Here is a 16,691-nt window from a genome sequence, read left to right as displayed (position 1 = left end):
GCGGCGCTCGATCTGCGCTCCACCGAAGAGCTCAAGCCGAGCCTCTAGGCGTAAGTGAACAGCATTAGGATGTTTGCGAGATTTCAATGCCCTGCTCTTGATGGGTGGGCCTGCGTCGCGAAAGGGCCGCAAAGCGGCCCCCGGAATTCAGCATTGCTGAGTCGATTCCTGGGGCTGCTGGGCAATCTGTTCGCAACGCAAGGCCGCTTCTTGAGTCAGATATCCCACACCACGTTGATGGCGAAGTTGCGCCCTGGCATGGTCAGGCGGTCGAGGTTGGCCGGTTGGGTCACGCCAGCTTCACCCTGGCCGTCGTAGCCGCGCACCGAGTCCCACTGCCAGTATTTCTTGTCGGTCAGGTTGTACAGCCCGGCGTTGACGGTGACATCGTCGGTGACTTTGTAGAAGCCGCTCAGGTCCAGGACACCGTAGCCAGGTGTGCGGAACTGCGAGCTCTGGCCATCTGGCGCGAAGAAGGTGGTGTCGTCGACGCGGGTCTTGCGCTTGACCAGGGTCCAGCTCAGCAGGCCGCCGTAGTTCGCCTGTTCGTAACCCAGGCCGAACACGCCGGTCAGCGGGTTGACGCTGTTCAGCGGCTGGCCGTTGTCGTCGTTGCGACCATGGGCGTAGGCGATCGATCCCTGGGTATACAGACCTTGCGGTGCACCGAAGTGGTCCAGGTTCACCCGGCCCTTGACCTCGGCGCCCTTGATGGTGGCGCGCTTGATGTTGTTGGCCTGGAAGGTGGTTTCCAAGTTGGCCGACTGCACGGCATCTTCGTCGATGAAGTCGCGGTACTTGTTGTAGAACACCGCCACGTCGAAGTTGCCGGCGTCGAAGTTGCCGCGCAGGCCGGTTTCGTAGCTTTTGCTCTTTTCCGGTTCTAGGCCGGGATTGCCCTGCACGCTGTAACCCAGTGTCGGGTTTTCAAAGCGCCCGTACATCGATTTGGCCGTCGGGGTGCGGAAGCCTTCGGCGTACTGGCCATACCAGGTGTAATGGTCGTTGAAAGCGTAGGTCATGCCGAACTTGGGCGACACGCGGTGCCACTTCTTGTCAGCGTCGTCGAGGCTGGCAGGGGCGGTGCCCGAGCCTTGGATGCCCCTCAGGAACTGTTCGGTGAACTTGGGCTGCATGCGCGTGTAGTCGTAGCGTGCGCCGGGCAGGAAGGTCCAGTCGTTCCAGCGGATCTCATCCTGTACGAACAGGCTGTAGGTGTTAACGGTGGGGTCCGGGAAGTCACTGACCAGCGCCTGGGCATCGCTGGTGCTGACCTGGCCGATGCTGCGGCAGGCGCCGCCGACCGCCAGGCAGGTGCCGGTACCGCTGCGCGCGCCAGTGACCTGCTCGTGCTTGAGGGTGGTGCCGTAGGTCAGCAGGTGATCGCTGGCGCCGATACTGAAAGCCTTGTCCACCTGGGCATCGAACACCCACTGGCGGTCCTTGTAGGTGGTATCGCGGGTTCGCAGCACCGTGCGGCTGAACGGGAAGTACACCTCCTCGGTGCGCTGGTCGGTTTTGGCGACTTGGTAGTTCAGGCTCCACTTGAGGTGGTCGGCGAGCACGGAATCGAGGCTGAACGCGTGGTTGATACCAAAGCGTTCGCGGGTGATGGTGTCGTTGCCTTGGCGGCTTTTGTACATGCCAAGGCCAGTACCGTTGGTGAATGGGCCGCCGACGGCGCTAAGAATGTTCTGGTCGCGATCGTCCTTGTAGCGTTCATAAGTCAAGCCCAGGCGGGCATCGTCGGCATAGTTCCAGCCCAGTTTGGCCAGTACGTTGGTAGTGCGCACATCCTCCGGGTTCGCCTGGGTGCGGCCCAACCCGGTGCCGCCATGGCTGCCGTAGGATTCGCTTTCGTGGCCGTTGCGCTGGCTCAGGTGCAGCAGGCCGTCGAAATCCCCCGAGCGGCCAGCCACGGTGGCCGAGGTCAGCCAACTGTCATCGGTCGAGCTATAGCCGGTTTTCAGTCGCGCGCCGAGGTCCTTGCCGGGCTTGATGATGTCTTGCGGGTCGAGGGTGAAGTAGCTGACCGCACCACCGATGGCGTTGCTGCCATACAGCACCGAAGCTGGTCCACGAAGGATTTCCACGCGCTTGACGATCTCGGGGTCGACGTAGTTGCGCTGGGTCTGGGCGTAGGGGCCATAGAAGAAGCTGTCGGGGATCGATACACCGTCGACCTGGGTGAGGATGCGCTCGCCGTCGATACCTCGGATGTTGTAGCCGTTCAGGCCGCTGCGCTGTCCGGTGCCGGCCACCGACACACCCGGTTCATAGCGGACCAGCTCCTGGATGGTGTTGACGTTCTGCCGGTCCAATTGCTCGCGGCTCTGGACGGTGACAGTGCTCGGTACTCGGGTCACGTCCTGGGCGCTTCGGGTGGCGCTGACAGTCATCTGCTGCAAAGCGATCACGTTGTTCCCTGGCAGGCGTTCGAGTACCACATTGCCTTGGCCAATGCTGCGAAAGCTCAACCCGGTGCCTTGGAGTAGGCGCTGTAGCGCCGCTTGGGCTGGCAGCGACCCCTGTACACCCGGCGAGGCAACGCCTTGGGCCAGGTCAGCGCTGAAGCCGATCTGCCACCCGGTGACTTGGGTGAATGCGTTTATGGCTTCGACCAGCGGCTGCTGGGCAATGTTGAAGCGGTAGTCGCCCATGCGCGAGCTGCTGGCCTGGGCCGGTTCTACAGCCAGCGCCGGCAGGCTACAGGCACCGCTTGCAAGCAGTGCCAGCGTCAGCAGCGACAGTTGGCCGGTACGGCGGGGACGGGTGGACGGGCGGTTTGGACCTGTGGACATCGAAAGCGCTCCCAGACGCGCGAGTTGTTATAGGGACGACTGTTCTCTTTGTTGAACAAGAATCAGTTGCATTGGCTATAACGAGACGGGCCAGCGGGGAAATCGCGTAAAAATGTTTTTTACTCAGTTGATGATGACCACCGCAGGGAATTCGTGCAGCTGCGCGGAGGTGATGTGAGCCAGCGCGCGCAAGGTTTCGAGCGGCTGGTCGAGGCGGTAATTGCCGGTCACTGTCAGCGTGTCGAGGTGGCTATTGCGGTTGATGATCCAGCCTGGGTAATAACGTCGCACTTCTGCCAGCACCTGGCTAAGAGGGCAGTTTTCGAATATCAAACGGCCGTCGACCCAAGCCAGGTCTTTGCGCATGTCTGGGCGTTGCCGCTGGCCGAAGCCGTTGGGGCCGACACTGATACTGTCGCCAGCACGCAGGCGGATGCGCTGATCGCTGCGACCCTGCAGGTCGACATCGCCGCGCTGAACGCGTACCTGGGCCTCGCCATCGAGGTAGCGCACTGCAAAATCGGTGTCGTGCACCTGGGCGCGCAGAGGCCCGGCCTGAACGTCCAGGGGCGCCTGAGTACCACCGGGCACTTGGAAGTACGCCTCACCTTGCAACAGCCGCGCTACCTCGTGGCCGCCCCGCAGGTCGCTGGCGAATGCGGAGTCGGTGTTGAGCAGCACCTTGGTGCCGTCGACCAGCTCCAGACGCTGACGCTCACCCACTACGGTCAGGTGATCGGCTTGTAGGCGCACTGGCAGGTTGCCAAAGGTGAAGAGCCCGACCAGCAGCACTGCGGCACTGGCCAGAGGCTTGTAGTGCGCGCGCAGGCGGCCGCGTAGCGAGCGGCGTTGACGCTGATTCAACTGCATCGCGGCTTGGCGCATTGGCGTGCCGTTCCACAAGGCTTCGGCTTCGACATAGGCTTGCGCGTTCAGCGGACCCGCGCTGAGCCACTGCTCGAAAGCGGCGGTGTCTTCGGCGCTGGCGCATTGCAGGCGCACGAGCCAGTCCAGCGCCTCGTCCTGCGCACGGGCGCGGGCTTCGGGCCCGTTGGCTGGTGGGCGAGTGGCGGGGCTGTCGGTCACGGTGGGTCCTTGCTGAGGGTTTTGCGGATGATCAAGGCTTGGGCCAGGCATGGCAAGGGCACGGCACGTTCATTTGTGGCGCTCGGCCACGCCCATGCAGATGGCCATGATCAGCTTCAGCTCTTTCTGAACTGTGCTGGCCGAGATCTGCAGTTGCTCGGCAATTTCCAGATAACTGGCCCCTTGCAGGCGGCTGAGGATGAAAATGCGCTGCTGGCGTTGGCTCAACTGATTGAGGCTGACGCTCAGATGCTCAAGCAGTTGGGCTGCATGGGCGGCATCTTCGCTGCTACTCACTGGCGAGGCGACATTGTGCAGCACCTGCTCGGGTACATCGTCGACCAGCATGCGCGACTGCACGCGACGTGCTCGCAGATGGTCCAGCGCCAGGTTGCGGGCAGTCTGGAACACGAACGGTTCGAGGTGCGCGATGGGGCGCTCACCCAGCGCGCGGGAAACTCGCAGGTAAGTTTCCTGCAACAGATCTTCGGCGGTGCTGGGGTTACCTACCATGCGTTGCAACGTGCGCAACAGGGAGAGGCGCTGGATGAGGAAGACGGAGTGGAACCGAGACTGACTCACAGGGGGACCTGGTCGACCAAAAGATAATGATAATGCTTATCATGTAGTCTTCAGGTCAAGACCGGGATTGTCAGCGCATGTCCAGCCCGCGCTCTACCGAGCGTCGCAGGCGCGGCGCTCGGTCTGCAAACTACCCATGTTGCCCAATCGCCCTTAGCGGGCGTTGGCCAATGCCAGGCAGTTGTCCAGCATACGGTTGGAGAACCCCCACTCATTGTCGTACCAGGCCAGCACCTTGAGCATGCGCCCGTTGGCGCGGGTATGGTTGGCATCGAAAATCGACGAAAGCGGATTGTGATTGAAGTCGCACGATACCAATGGCAAGGCGTTGTAGCCGAGCACCTTGGAATGGCGGCTGGCTTCGAGGAACAGCTGGTTGACCTGCTCGGCTGTGGCCTCGCGCTTGAGGTTGACGGTCAGGTCGACCAGCGACACGTTGATCACCGGTACCCGCACGGCCATGCCGGTGAGTTTGCCGGCCAGCTCCGGTAGCACCAGGCCGACGGCCTCGGCAGCGCCGGTCTTGCTCGGGATCATCGACTGGGTAGCCGAGCGAGCGCGGTAGGGGTCGCTGTGATAGACGTCAGTCAGCACCTGATCGTTGGTGTAGGCGTGGATGGTGGTCATGAGCCCTTGTTCGATGCCGAACTCGCGGTGCAGCACCTGGGCGATGGGGGCCAGGCAATTGGTGGTGCACGAGGCATTGGAGATCACCTGGTGCGAAGCGCGCAGGATATCGTGGTTAACCCCGTATACCACGGTGGCATCCACCCCCTTTCCTGGGGCCGAGACGATCACTTTGCCTGCGCCTGCCGTGAGGTGCGCAGCCGCCTTGGCGCGGTCGGTGAACAGCCCGGTGCACTCGAACACCACATCGATCGCCTCGGCCTTCCACGGCAGCTCCGCCGGGTTGCGGATGGCGCTGACCGCGATGCGATCGCCGTTGACCGTGATGCTCTCATGGTCAGCCTGCACGTGTGCATCGAACGCACCATGCACGCTGTCATACTTGAGCAGGTGGGCATTCATGGCGCTGTCACCCAAATCGTTGATGGCGACGACCTGCAGGTCCTGGCGGTAGCCTTGGGTATACAGTGCGCGCAGCACATTGCGCCCGATGCGGCCGAATCCATTGATGGCGATACGTAAAGTCATGGCAGTACCTCTGGCGGTTCGAGTGGAAGCTATGGCAAAAATGACGCTTCACTGAAACGGTTTTGTTGTTGGAATTACAAGATTATTCACTCCGAGATAGAAAACAAGCCTTTTTGATGGCAGTATTTTGGTTAAACCTACAACGAGTGGTTGGGCATGTGCCTCACCGATGCTGCGGGCCGCTCTACCTTGAGCCTAGGCCGTAATCGTCGCCAGCACTGCCCGGTAAACCGCCCTTACAATTAGCCTGGAGTCCAGTACATGCATCCGCGCATCCTTGAGGTCACCCAACGGCTGATCGAACGCAGCCGTGCCACCCGCGAACGCTACCTTGAGCTGATTCGTGGTGCGGCCAGTGACGGCCCCATGCGCGCCAGCCTGCAATGCGCCAACTTCGCCCACGGCGTGGCCGGTTGCGGCGCCGATGACAAGCAGACCCTGCGCTTGATGAATGCCGCCAACGTCGCCATCGTTTCGGCCTACAACGATATGCTTTCGGCGCACCAGCCCTATCTGCATTTTCCCGAGCAGATCAAACAGGCGCTGCGTGAGGTGGGTTCGGTAGGCCAGTTTGCCGGAGGCGTGCCGGCCATGTGCGATGGTGTGACCCAGGGCGAACCGGGCATGGAGTTGGCCATCGCCAGCCGCGAAGTGATCGCCATGTCCACGGCGGTGGCGTTGTCGCACAACATGTTCGATGCCGCCCTGATGCTCGGCATCTGCGACAAGATCGTCCCCGGTCTGATGATGGGGGCCTTGCGCTTTGGCCACTTGCCGACCATTTTCGTCCCAGGCGGGCCGATGGTTTCCGGCATTTCCAACAAGCAGAAGGCCGATGTGCGCCAGCGCTATGCCGAGGGCAAAGCCACCCGTGAAGAGCTGCTGGAGTCGGAGATGAACTCCTACCACAGCCCCGGTACCTGCACCTTCTACGGCACCGCCAACACCAATCAGCTGGTGATGGAAGTCATGGGCCTGCACCTGCCAGGCGCCTCGTTCGTGAACCCGTACACGCCGCTGCGCGATGCCTTGACCGCCGAAGCCGCGCAGCAGGTGACGCGCATGACCAAGGCCAGCGGCAGCTTCATGCCACTGGGCGAAATCGTCGACGAGAAGGCGCTGGTCAATGCCATCGTGGCCTTGCACGCCACGGGAGGTTCGACCAACCATACCCTGCACATCCCGGCGATCGCCCAGGCAGCAGGGATCCAGCTGACCTGGCAAGACATGGCCGACCTGTCCGAGGTAGTGCCGACCCTGTCCCACGTGTACCCGAACGGCAAGGCTGACATCAATCATTTCCAGGCCGCTGGCGGCATGGCCTTCCTGATCCGCGAACTGCTCGATGCCGGCTTGATGCACGAGGACGTCAACACCGTGGCCGGCCATGGCCTGCGCCGCTACACCCAGGAGCCGTTCCTGGACGACGGTAAACTGGTGTGGCGCGAAGGGCCCGCGCAAAGCCTTGACGAAAGTATCCTGCGCCCGGTGGCCAGGCCATTCTCCGCAGAGGGCGGCCTGCGGGTGATGGAAGGCAACCTGGGCCGCGGCGTGATGAAGGTTTCGGCAGTGGCCCTAGAGCATCAGGTCGTCGAGGCGCCAGCCAAGGTGTTCCATGACCAGCAGTCGCTGGCCGAGGCGTTCAAGGCTGGCGAGCTGGAGCGCGATTTCGTGGCCGTGGTGCGCTTCCAGGGGCCGCGCTGCAATGGCATGCCCGAGCTGCACAAGCTGACGCCGTTTTTGGGGGTGCTGCAAGACCGTGGCTACAAAGTGGCGCTGGTGACCGACGGGCGCATGTCAGGTGCCTCGGGCAAAATCCCGGCAGCCATTCATGTTTGCCCTGAGGCATTCGATGGTGGCCCGCTGGCACGGGTGCAAGATGGTGATATCGTGCGGGTCGATGGCGTCGAAGGCACGCTGCGGGTGATGGTGTCGGCCGAGGAACTGGCCAGCCGTGATCTGCCGCCGGCACCCCAAGGCAACGACCTGGGCTGCGGCCGTGAGTTGTTCGGCTTCATGCGTATGGCGTTCAGCCCGGCAGAGCAGGGCGCGAGCGCCTTCACTTCGGCTCTGGAGAACCTCAAATGAAGGACCTGCTGGTTGGCGACATCGGTGGCACCAATGCCCGTTTTGCGTTGTGGCGTGACAACCAGCTGTACCAGGTCCAGGTGTTCGCGACGGCGGATTACACCAGCCCTGAGCAAGCCATCCAGGCCTACCTGAACAGCCACGGCATTGCCCGTGGCGGTTTGGCGGCGGTGTGCCTGGCGGTAGCCGGGCCAGTGGATGGCGATGAATTTCGCTTTACCAACAACCACTGGCGGCTCAGCCGCAAGGCGTTCTGCCAGACCTTGCAGGTCGAGCGGCTACTGTTGACCAACGATTTTTCGGCCCAGGCCCTGGGCATGACCCGCTTACAACCCGGTGAGTATCGTGAAGTATGCCCAGGCCAGGCGGACCCAGCACGGCCGGCATTGGTGATCGGCCCGGGCACTGGCCTTGGCGTCGGCAGCCTGCTGCGCCATGGCGAGCAGCGCTGGCAGGCGCTGCCGGGGGAGGGCGGGCATGTCGACCTGCCGGTGGGCAATGCCCGCGAAGCTGCGATCCATCAGCAGATCCAAAGCCAGATCGGCCACGTCAGCGCCGAGACGGTGCTGAGCGGCGGCGGCCTGGTGCGGTTGTATCAGGCCATGTGCGCGCTGGACGGCGATATGCCCCGCCATACATCCCCGGCTCAGATCACCGATGCAGCGCTGGGCGGCGAGCCACGGGCGCTGGCGGTGATCGAGCAGTTCTGCCGTTTTCTCGGGCGCGTGGCGGGCAACAATGTACTGACCCTGGGGGCCCGCGGCGGGGTTTATATTGTCGGCGGCGTGATCCCGCGTTTTGCCGACCTGTTCCTGCGCAGCGGGTTTGCCGAGAGTTTCGCCGACAAAGGCTGCATGAGCGGCTATTTCGCCGGGGTGCCGGTATGGCTGGTGACGGCGGAATTCTCTGGACTGTTGGGGGCAGGGGTGGCATTACAGCAAGCATTGGATCACTGACGGGCGCTAAGCGCCCCCAACAGCAGGCGACGAAGACCTGCGATGAAAAGAGGGCGGGATACCTTGAGCACTGCCGGAAAATCGATCCTGATGGTCGACGACGATCAGGAAATACGCGAGTTGTTGCAAACCTACCTGAGCCGCGCCGGCTTCCAGGTGCATGCCGAAGCCGATGGCCAGGGTTTTCGCCGCGCGCTGGAAACCACCCCATGTGAGTTGGTGATCCTCGACGTCATGCTGCCCGACGAAGATGGCTTCAGCCTGTGCCGCTGGGTGCGTCAGCACCCACGCCTGTCGCGGGTGCCGATCATCATGCTGACGGCCAGCTCCGATGAGGCAGACCGGGTCATCGGCCTGGAGTTGGGGGCCGACGATTACTTGGGCAAACCGTTCAGCCCGCGTGAACTGCAGGCGCGCATCAAGGCCCTGCTGCGGCGCAGCGAATTCGGGCAGGCAGCGCCTGGCAACACCGTACTGGCCTTCGATGACTGGCGCCTGGATACCATCAGCCACCGCCTGTTCCACCGCGATGGTGAAGAGGTGATCCTGTCCGGGGCCGACTTCGCCCTGCTGAAGCTGTTTCTCGACCACCCTCAACAGATTCTCGACCGCGACACCATCGGCAACGCCACCCGTGGCCGCGAGCCGATGCCGCTGGACCGCATCGTCGACATGGCGGTCAGCCGCCTGCGTCAGCGCCTGCGCGATACCGACAAGCCGCCACGGCTGATCCGCACCGTGCGTGGCAGTGGCTACCTGCTGGCTGCCCATGTCTGCTGCGCGTCCTGAGCGGCGCTGGCGCCTGCTGCCGCGCTCATTGCTGGGGCGCATGCTGCTGCTGACCTTGTTGGTGGTGCTACTGGCCCAGGGCTTGTCGAGCGTGATCTGGGTTGCGCAGTTGCGCGCGAGCCAATTGCAAGGTCTGCGCGCCAGCGCTGGCAGCCTGGCTCACTCGATGAGCGCCAGCGTCAGTTACTTTCGCTCACTGCCGGTGGCCTATCGGCCGATGGTTCTTGATCAATTGCGCAGCATGGGCGGTACGCGCTTTTTCGTGTCACTCAACGACAAGCCGCTGGACATGCCGGTGTTGCCCAACACCCCGCGCAAGCAGGCGGTGATCGAGGTGTTTGAACAAGTACTGCATGAGCGTCTGGGCGAGGGCATGCAAATCTCCGTGGAGTTCGTCAGCCCTGATGACCTGCGCATTTTCAACAGCGGCCTGAAACTCGACGAGCTGCCGCGTTCGTGGGCGCATTACTCTTTGACCCTGGAGCCACTCAACCCACCGGTGTTGGTCACCCAAATTCGTCTTGGCGAAGGGGAGTGGCTGTATATCGCCTCGTTGTTGCCCGAGCCTTACACGGGCCTTGAAGCCGAACGTCTGCCCCGCCAGCAGATCGGCTTCATCGTGCTGACCACGGCTTTGCTGTTGCTGTTCATCGGCTTGCTGGTGCACTGGCAGAGCTGGCCGCTCAAGCGCTTGGCGCGTGCCGCCCGTGAGCTTTCCCTCGGCGCCGATGTGGCCCCGGTGGCCGAAGGCGGTGGCAGCGAGGTGGTGGAAGTGGGGCGGGCGTTCAACAGCATGCGTGAGCGTATCAGCCGTTACCTGACCGAACGCTCCCAGTTGTTCAGTGCCATTTCCCACGACCTGCGTACCCCGATCACCCGCTTGCGCCTGCGTGTGGAGCTACTTGAAGACGAGCGCTTGCAGGCCAAGTTCAGCCAGGACCTCGATGAGCTGGAGCTACTGGTCAAAGGGGCGCTGCAATGCGTGAAGGACACCGATATCCACGAGAACATCGAGCCGGTCGACCTCAATCAGGTGCTGGAAATTCTGGCCGAGCCATATCTGCAGGATGGGCGGGTCACCGTCGAAGGTCGGGCTTTGGCCCCGTATCCGGGCAAACCTCTGGCCCTGCGCCGTTGCATCGGCAACCTGATCGACAACGCCATCAAGTACGGCGAGCGAGCCCACCTGCGCATCATCGATAGCCCCCAGGGGTTCGTGCTGCAGGTGGAAGACCAAGGCCCAGGCGTGCCGCAACAGCAGATGGAACAGGTGTTCGAGCCGCACTTTCGTCTGGTCGCCAGCCAGCAGGGCTACGGCCTGGGCTTGGGCATCGCGCGCAACATCGCTCACAGCCACGGCGGTGAGGTCAGCCTGCTCAATTTGCGCGAGGGCGGCCTGCGCGTCACGCTGCACTTGCCCCGAAGCGCGGAGTGACGAATGTCACGGCTTGGTGACATAACCGCAGTCCTTCGTGACATGCCGGCCGGGTCGGCTGGTTAGACTTCGCAGCACCACTGGCAAGGAATGCGCCGGCTCATGAATCTTGATTTCCCTGTTGGCAGCTGCCTGGATTCGCCTGCCCATGCAGCCTGGCTGCGGCAAGAAGGGCGGCGGCTGCTCGACTTCGCCAAGGCCTCCCGGTTGCCCGAGGGCTTTGGTAGCCTCGATGCCGAAGGGCGTCTTGCCCCAGGCGCCAGCGCTCAAACCCTGAACACAGCGCGCATGACCCATTGTTTCGCGATCGCTCACATGCAGGGCGAGCCGGGCTGCCTTGCCTATGCCGAGCACGGTGTCGCGGCCCTGCTGGGGCCACTGCGCGATCATGAACATGATGGCTGGTTCGGCCATCCTTATGGCCACAACGATGATGCCAAGCTTGCCTACCTGCATGCATTCGTGGCGCTGGCAGCCAGCTCTGCGGCAGTGGCTGGGGTTGCCGGGGCCATGCAGTTGTTAGGGGATGTGGTGCGGGTGATCGAAGGGCATTTCTGGTGCGAGGCGCAGGGTGCCCTGGATGAGAGCTTCTCCCGTACCTGGCAATTGCCTGAGCCCTACCGTGGCGCCAACAGCAACATGCACGCCACCGAAGCATTCCTGGCCCTGGCCGATGCCACTGGCGACCCGCTGTGGTTGCAGCGTGCCTTGCGCATTGCCGAGCGCATCATTCACGTCCATGCCACTGCCAGTGGCTACCGGGTCATCGAGCACTTCGACGCCAGCTGGCAGCCACTGCTGCACTATAACCAGGCTCAGCAAGCCGATCTGTTCCGGCCCTATGGCACAACGCCTGGGCATGCCTTGGAGTGGGCGCGGCTGCTGCTGCATCTGGAGGCCAGCTTGCGCCTGGCCGGGCAGGGCGCACCGGATTGGCTGCTGGAATGCGCCTGCGGCTTGTTCGACAGCGCCTGTCGCCAGGCCTGGGGCGTCGATGGTGAGCCAGGCTTTGTCTACACGCTGGACTGGGACAACCGCCCAGTGGTCAGGCAACGCCTGCACTGGGTCCACGCCGAAGCTTGCGCCACGGCGGCCGCCTTGTGGCGCAGAACCGCAGAAGCACGCTATCAGCAGTGGTACCAGTGTTTCTGGGCGTTCATCGACAAGCATTTCATAGACCGCGATCGCGGTAGCTGGCATCACGAACTCGATGCCAGCAACAACCCAGCCGGTACGCTATGGCCAGGCAAGCCTGACCTCTACCACGCCTATCAAGCACTACTGCTGCCCAACCTGCCATTGGCCCCGAGCCTGGCAACTGCCGTTTCGCACTATGTAACCAAACGATGACATTCGCGCATCGCTTCGTTACCTGGCGAAGCGGGCGCGCTGATTAGACTCCATGCAATGCAAGCGATCGACTTGCCCTGCATAACAACAAGAAAGGTATTGCGATGAATTCTACCCTCCGCCTCGCCGCCGCGATCTCCCTTGCCTCGCTCCTGCCCCTCAGTGTGTCGGCTGCCGATTCCAAAGGCACTGTCGAAGTGGTGCACTGGTGGACCTCCGGTGGTGAAAAAGCTGCTGTCGATGTGCTCAAATCGAACGTCGAGAAAGATGGCTTCGTCTGGAAGGACGGCGCTGTTGCCGGTGGTGGCGGTGCCACTGCCATGACGGTGCTCAAAAGCCGCGCCGTCGCAGGCAATCCGCCTGGAGTCGCCCAGATCAAAGGCCCGGACATCCAGGAATGGGCGACCACCGGGCTGCTGGACCCAGAGGTACTCGAAAGCGTCGCCAAAGAAGAAAAATGGGATGCTTTGCTCGATCAAAAGGTCGCCAACACCGTGAAATACGAAGGCGCCTACGTTGCGGTGCCGGTCAACATCCACCGCATCAACTGGCTGTGGATCAACCCGGACGTCTTCAAGAAGGCCGGCATCGACAAGGCGCCAACCACACTCGATGAATTCTACGCCGCTGCCGACAAGCTCAAGGCGGCTGGTTTCATCCCGCTCGCCCATGGCGGCCAACCTTGGCAGGACAGCACCGTATTCGAAAGCGTGGTGCTGGCGGTGATGGGAGCAGATGGCTACAAGAAGGCTCTGGTCGACCTGGATCCGGCGGCGCTGACTGGCCCGCAGATGGTCCAGGCATTGACCGATCTGAAGAAAATCGCCACCTACATGGACCCTGATGGCAAAGGCCAGGATTGGAACCTGGAAGCGGCCAAGGTCATCAATGGCAAGGCCGGCATGCAGATCATGGGCGATTGGGCCAAGAGCGAGTGGACCCTTGCCAAGAAGACCGCTGGCAAGGACTACCAGTGCGTACCGTTCCCTGGCACCGACAAAGCATTCCTCTACAACATCGACTCGCTGGTCGTGTTCAAGCAGAACGACAAAGGTACCGCTGCCGGTCAGGAGGACATCGCCCGCAACGTCATGGGTCAGGACTTCCAAAAGGTCTTCAGCATCAACAAGGGCTCGATCCCGGTGCGTAACGACATGCTCGCCGACATGGGCAAGTACGGCTTCGACGAGTGTGCCCAGACCTCGGCCAAGGACTTCCTCGCCGACGCCAAGACTGGCGGCCTGCAGCCGAGCATGGCGCACAACATGGCCACTTCGCTGGCTGTCCAGGGTGCCTTCTTCGATGTGGTGACCAACTACATCAACGACCCCAAGGCCGACCCGGCCGATGCGGCGAAGAAGCTGGCTGCGGCGGTCAAGGCTGCCAAATAGCCCGTTCGAGCTTGGCCAAATCCCTGCTGGAGCGGGTTAAACCGCGAACACCTGCGTAGCCACCGCCTGGCACCGCAGTGTCTTGTTCGCGGGCAGCCCACTCCTGCAGGTGATCTGTTGACCTTACCCTGGTGGCTAACATGACGACACTGACCGCCCAACTGCGGGCTTCCCCCCTGGACGCGCTGCAGCGCTGGCTGCCGAAACTGGTGCTGGCGCCGAGTATGTTCATCGTTCTGGTGGGCTTTTACGGCTACATCCTGTGGACCTTCGTGCTGTCCTTCACCACTTCGACTTTTCTGCCGACCTACAAATGGGCGGGCCTGGCGCAGTACGCCCGTTTGTTCGACAACGACCGCTGGTGGGTAGCGAGCAAGAACCTTGCGCTCTTCGGTGGGCTGTTCATCGCCATTAGCCTGGCTATTGGTGTGCTGCTGGCGGTGTTGCTGGACCAGCGTATCCGCCGCGAGGGTTTCATCCGCACGATCTACCTGTACCCCATGGCGCTGTCGATGATCGTCACCGGTACCGCCTGGAAGTGGCTGCTCAACCCCGGGATGGGGCTGGACAAGCTGCTGCGCGATTGGGGCTGGGAGGGTTTTCGCCTGGACTGGCTGATCGACCCTGACCGGGTGGTGTACTGCTTGGTGATCGCCGCCGTATGGCAGGCCTCGGGCTTCATCATGGCGATGTTCCTTGCCGGCTTGCGCGGGGTCGACCAGTCGATCATTCGCGCTGCGCAAATCGACGGTGCCAGCCTGCCACGTATCTATTGGACCGTGGTACTGCCTAGCCTGCGCCCGGTGTTTTTCAGCTCGCTGATGATCCTCTCGCATATCGCGATCAAAAGTTTCGACCTGGTAGCGGCAATGACGGCCGGTGGGCCTGGTTATTCCTCTGACCTGCCGGCGATGTTCATGTACTCCTTCACCTTCAGCCGTGGCCAGATGGGCATGGGTTCGGCCAGCGCCATCCTGATGCTCGGGGCGATCCTGGCGATCCTCGTGCCGTACCTGTATTCGGAACTCAGGAGCAAGCGCCATGCGTGACGCGTCGATCAAATCGCCGGTCAGCCTCAGCCGTATCGCCATCCATGCGGTACTGCTGATCGCCGTGCTGCTGTACCTGGTGCCGCTGGTGGTGATGCTGTTGACCAGCTTCAAGTCCCCGGAAGACATCAGTACCGGCAACCTGCTGAGCTGGCCTGCGGTAATTACCGGCATCGGCTGGGTCAAGGCCTGGGAAACGGTCAGTGGCTACTTCTGGAACTCGATCATGATCACCGTGCCGGCGGTACTGATCTCTACAGCCATCGGCGCACTGAATGGCTATGTGCTGGCGATGTGGCGCTTTCGCGGCTCGCAGCTGTTCTTCGGGCTATTGCTGTTCGGCTGCTTCCTGCCGTTCCAGACAGTGCTGCTGCCGGCTTCGTTCACCCTCGGCAAGCTGGGGCTGGCCAGCACCACCAGCGGCCTGGTGTTGGTGCACGTGGTCTACGGCCTGGCCTTTACCACGCTGTTCTTTCGCAACTTCTACGTGAGCATCCCCGATGCCCTGGTCAAGGCTGCACGCCTGGACGGCGCGGGTTTCTTCACCATTTTCCGCCGCATCATCCTGCCGATGTCGACGCCGATCATCATGGTCTGCCTGATCTGGCAGTTCACCCAGATCTGGAACGACTTCCTGTTCGGCGTGGTGTTTTCCAGCGGTGATTCGCAGCCGATCACCGTGGCTCTGAATAACCTGGTCAACACCAGCACTGGGGCCAAGGAATACAACGTCGACATGGCGGCGGCAATGATCGCCGGTCTGCCAACCCTGCTGGTTTATGTGGTGGCAGGCAAATATTTCGTCCGCGGGCTCACCGCCGGCGCGGTCAAGGGGTAAGTCATGGCAACACTCGAACTTCGCAATGTGAACAAGACCTACGGTACCGGCCTCCCGGACACCCTCAAGGACATCCAGTTGGCGATCAAGGATGGCGAGTTCCTGATCCTGGTGGGCCCTTCCGGCTGTGGCAAGTCGACCTTGATGAACTGCATCGCCGGCCTTGAGCAAATCACCGGTGGCGCAATCCTCATCGACGGGCAGGATGTCAGCGGCATGAGCCCCAAGGATCGCGATATCGCCATGGTGTTCCAGAGCTACGCGCTGTACCCGACCATGAGCGTGCGCGAAAACATCGAGTTCGGCCTGAAGATCCGCAAGATGCCCCAGGCTGCCATCGATGAGGAGGTGGCGCGGGTGGCCAAGCTGTTGCAGATCGAGCACCTGCTGGCGCGCAAGCCGGCACAGCTTTCCGGTGGCCAGCAGCAGCGTGTGGCCATGGGCCGGGCGCTGGCGCGGCGGCCGAAGATCTACCTGTTCGACGAGCCGCTGTCCAACCTGGACGCCAAGTTGCGGGTGGAGATGCGCACGGAAATGAAACTGATGCACCAGCGCCTGAAAACCACCACGGTGTATGTCACCCACGACCAGATCGAGGCCATGACCCTGGGCGACAAAGTGGCGGTGATGAAGGATGGCATCATTCAGCAGTTCGGCACGCCCCAGCAGATCTACAACGACCCGGCCAACCAATTCGTTGCCAGCTTCATCGGCTCGCCGCCGATGAACTTCATTGCGGTACGCCTGGCCAATCAGGATGGGCGCCTGATGGCAGTGCTCGACAGTGGGCAAGCCCGCTGCGAACTGCCACTGGGGCAGTCCAAAGATGACCTCGACGGCCGCCAGGTCATTCTCGGTATCCGCCCTGAGCAGATCAGCTTGGGTGCAAACCAGGGCAATGGCCTGCCGGGGATTCGCGCCGAAGTGCAGGTGACCGAGCCCACCGGGCCGGACCTTTTGGTGTTCGTCACCCTCAACCAGACCAAGGTCTGCTGCCGCTTGGCGCCCGATATCGACTGCCGGGTCGGCGACAGCCTGAACCTGCAATTCGACCCGGCCAAGGTGCTGCTGTTCGACGCTGACAGCGGCGAACGCCTGCACCTGGCCAGCAGTGAAACTGTCGTAAAGGACAACGTGGCTCAGATCAAGAGCCGTTAAACCGTCTACATCA

13 protein-coding genes are annotated in these 16,691 nt (G+C 62.3%); 9 read left to right on the top strand and 4 right to left on the bottom strand.

The annotated features are described in order from the left end of the window. Nucleotides 1–215: 215 nt before the first annotated feature. From J5M56_RS21170 to gap, 4 genes are all read right to left on the bottom strand, one after another. A complete protein-coding gene (locus tag J5M56_RS21170; protein ID WP_207937704.1) occupies nt 216–2,801 on the bottom strand; it encodes a TonB-dependent receptor in 2,586 nt (861 codons plus the stop codon). Between the two features lie 123 nt (nt 2,802–2,924). Further along, nucleotides 2,925–3,887, bottom strand: coding sequence for a FecR domain-containing protein (locus J5M56_RS21165; RefSeq protein ID WP_186477724.1), 963 nt, complete (start codon nt 3,885–3,887; stop codon nt 2,925–2,927). A gap of 69 nt (nt 3,888–3,956) precedes the next feature. Then, nucleotides 3,957–4,469, bottom strand: coding sequence for an RNA polymerase sigma factor (locus J5M56_RS21160; RefSeq protein WP_060480168.1), 513 nt, complete (start codon nt 4,467–4,469; stop codon nt 3,957–3,959). A 153-nt stretch (nt 4,470–4,622) separates the two neighbouring features. Beyond that, a complete protein-coding gene (gene gap, locus J5M56_RS21155) occupies nt 4,623–5,624 on the bottom strand; it encodes a type I glyceraldehyde-3-phosphate dehydrogenase (RefSeq protein ID WP_060480167.1) in 1,002 nt (333 codons plus the stop codon). A gap of 261 nt (nt 5,625–5,885) precedes the next feature. On the opposite strand from gap, the gene edd reads away from it, so the two are divergent. The 9 genes from edd (at nt 5,886) to ugpC (ending at nt 16,678) form a co-directional block, all read left to right on the top strand. Next, the gene (gene edd / locus J5M56_RS21150) at nt 5,886–7,712 is read left to right on the top strand and encodes a phosphogluconate dehydratase (RefSeq protein WP_060480166.1); all 1,827 of its coding nucleotides are present in this window, start codon (nt 5,886–5,888) and stop codon (nt 7,710–7,712) included. Further along, nucleotides 7,709–8,668, top strand: a complete 960-nt coding sequence (locus J5M56_RS21145) for a glucokinase (RefSeq protein WP_186477726.1) — start codon at nt 7,709–7,711, stop codon at nt 8,666–8,668. Before edd ends, J5M56_RS21145 begins: the two co-directional genes overlap by 4 nt. A 63-nt stretch (nt 8,669–8,731) precedes the next feature. Then, entirely contained in the window at nt 8,732–9,457 is a 726-nt protein-coding gene (gene gltR, locus J5M56_RS21140) for a two-component system response regulator GltR (RefSeq protein ID WP_060480164.1), read from the top strand. Then, a complete protein-coding gene (locus J5M56_RS21135; protein WP_243430855.1) occupies nt 9,438–10,892 on the top strand; it encodes an ATP-binding protein in 1,455 nt (484 codons plus the stop codon). The genes gltR and J5M56_RS21135 overlap by 20 nt, the downstream gene beginning before the upstream one ends. Nucleotides 10,893–10,994: 102 nt before the next feature. Beyond that, complete coding sequence (locus J5M56_RS21130; protein WP_243430856.1) at nt 10,995–12,242, top strand: AGE family epimerase/isomerase; 1,248 nt, start codon at nt 10,995–10,997, stop codon at nt 12,240–12,242. A 104-nt stretch (nt 12,243–12,346) separates the two neighbouring features. Next, the gene (locus J5M56_RS21125) at nt 12,347–13,633 is read left to right on the top strand and encodes an ABC transporter substrate-binding protein (protein ID WP_207937706.1); all 1,287 of its coding nucleotides are present in this window, start codon (nt 12,347–12,349) and stop codon (nt 13,631–13,633) included. A 140-nt stretch (nt 13,634–13,773) separates the two neighbouring features. After that, nucleotides 13,774–14,682 (top strand): sugar ABC transporter permease, encoded by a 909-nt coding sequence (locus tag J5M56_RS21120; RefSeq protein ID WP_060480160.1) that lies wholly within the window; start codon nt 13,774–13,776, stop codon nt 14,680–14,682. Next, on the top strand, nt 14,675–15,520 hold the full coding sequence (locus tag J5M56_RS21115) for a carbohydrate ABC transporter permease (protein WP_207937707.1): 846 nt from the start codon (nt 14,675–14,677) through the stop codon (nt 15,518–15,520). Before J5M56_RS21120 ends, J5M56_RS21115 begins: the two co-directional genes overlap by 8 nt. Nucleotides 15,521–15,523: 3 nt before the next feature. Further along, the gene (gene ugpC / locus J5M56_RS21110; RefSeq protein ID WP_207937708.1) at nt 15,524–16,678 is read left to right on the top strand and encodes a sn-glycerol-3-phosphate ABC transporter ATP-binding protein UgpC; all 1,155 of its coding nucleotides are present in this window, start codon (nt 15,524–15,526) and stop codon (nt 16,676–16,678) included. The last annotated feature ends 13 nt before the right edge of the window (nt 16,679–16,691 follow it).

The sequence above is a fragment of the Pseudomonas sp. 51_B genome (assembly GCF_017491595.1).
Lineage (GTDB): Bacteria > Pseudomonadota > Gammaproteobacteria > Pseudomonadales > Pseudomonadaceae > Aquipseudomonas > Aquipseudomonas promysalinigenes.
Note: the sequence above shows the minus strand (reverse complement) of the source record. Positions and strands in the feature narration are given on the sequence as shown.

Coding starts and splice junctions, on each gene's coding strand:
- J5M56_RS21120 (WP_060480160.1), top strand. CDS start 13,774: ATGACGACACTGACCGCCCAACTGCGGGCTTCCCCCCTGGACGCGCTG.
- ugpC (WP_207937708.1), top strand. CDS start 15,524: ATGGCAACACTCGAACTTCGCAATGTGAACAAGACCTACGGTACCGGC.
- J5M56_RS21170 (WP_207937704.1), bottom strand. CDS start 2,801: ATGTCCACAGGTCCAAACCGCCCGTCCACCCGTCCCCGCCGTACCGGC.
- J5M56_RS21125 (WP_207937706.1), top strand. CDS start 12,347: ATGAATTCTACCCTCCGCCTCGCCGCCGCGATCTCCCTTGCCTCGCTC.
- J5M56_RS21115 (WP_207937707.1), top strand. CDS start 14,675: ATGCGTGACGCGTCGATCAAATCGCCGGTCAGCCTCAGCCGTATCGCC.
- J5M56_RS21145 (WP_186477726.1), top strand. CDS start 7,709: ATGAAGGACCTGCTGGTTGGCGACATCGGTGGCACCAATGCCCGTTTT.
- J5M56_RS21135 (WP_243430855.1), top strand. CDS start 9,438: ATGTCTGCTGCGCGTCCTGAGCGGCGCTGGCGCCTGCTGCCGCGCTCA.
- edd (WP_060480166.1), top strand. CDS start 5,886: ATGCATCCGCGCATCCTTGAGGTCACCCAACGGCTGATCGAACGCAGC.
- gap (WP_060480167.1), bottom strand. CDS start 5,624: ATGACTTTACGTATCGCCATCAATGGATTCGGCCGCATCGGGCGCAAT.
- J5M56_RS21130 (WP_243430856.1), top strand. CDS start 10,995: ATGAATCTTGATTTCCCTGTTGGCAGCTGCCTGGATTCGCCTGCCCAT.